At 53.9% G+C, this 1,001-nt stretch carries 1 pseudogene; it reads left to right on the top strand.

Annotated elements, in window-relative coordinates:
- Positions 1 to 590: 590 nt before the first annotated feature.
- A pseudogene (locus tag VJ956_RS07305) lies at positions 591 to 1,001 on the top strand (IS256 family transposase); the annotation flags it as partial.

The raw sequence follows: 1,001 nt of genomic DNA, 5'->3' as shown, positions 1-1,001 counted from the left end.
GTTAGGTAAGACAGCTTTGATGAATTCCCATTCCAGATCGCTCATGTCTGATCGCGCCACTTGCATCCTCCCGCCCGTTGTTTGGACAAAATGAATCACAAACTTATGCTCCTAAACAAGAATTAATGGGTGTGTTGCCTAATCAAGCTGGGAATGGCCTTTGTTGGCACCGGTTGTGTCCGACCGGGGATGCCGCAGGTCTTTCTGCAATTGCGCCTTACTCATAGTAAAGCTTAGCGAAATTTACGCATGACCCTCCCTCAGCCTGCCGTCATTTGTCGGTGTTTCCGCTAAACTCATTATGACCAGGCGTTATTGTGACTGCTGTACATTTGTGAGTATATAAAAGCGTGTGGAGCATTTAGACTTTATTTCGACGTTCAGCAGACCGATTGGACTTTCTGGCATTAGGGGTCTGTTACCGGTGTTTGTCAAGGTAGTTGCCGCTTGGTTTCGGTCTGACAACCAACAAACGCAACTGGGGCTTCGGCCGGGGATGTCCCGGCTGGTGTTGAAACTTTGAAAAAGGGTGGCGTTGCTTCCCCTGAGCCGTAGGCTCGGGGTGATGAAACCAAAAAGGAAGCAACACCATGAAGACACCTACCACATCCTCCAGTGCTCTGGCCACCGCGCCCGACCGTCCTTCGCTTGTCGAAGACGCCTATGGCGCGCTGACGGAAAGTTTCGAGCAATTCTGCCTGATGGCGGGCATCGAAAGCCTGACGCATATGATGAACGAAGACGTGGCCCGATTGGCTGGGGATCGTTATGAGCATTGCTCTGATAAACCCGGCTACCATTGGGGCCACACGCAAATTCGGCCGTGCCGTTCGGCTGCCCGAGGCCGGTGTCCCTGCCAATGCGGGAAGCGGCCTGTCCAAATCCGCGGTATCGCGGCGCTTCAAGGCGCTGACGCAGGCGAAGTTCGATGAATGGATGGCCTCTGACCTGTCGGAGTTGGACTTGGTCGCCATCCAGATCGACGGGCTGCACCTGGACGA

The organism is Marinobacter sp., assembly GCF_035268745.1.
GTDB lineage: Bacteria > Pseudomonadota > Gammaproteobacteria > Pseudomonadales > Oleiphilaceae > Marinobacter.
Note: the sequence above shows the minus strand (reverse complement) of the source record. Positions and strands in the feature narration are given on the sequence as shown.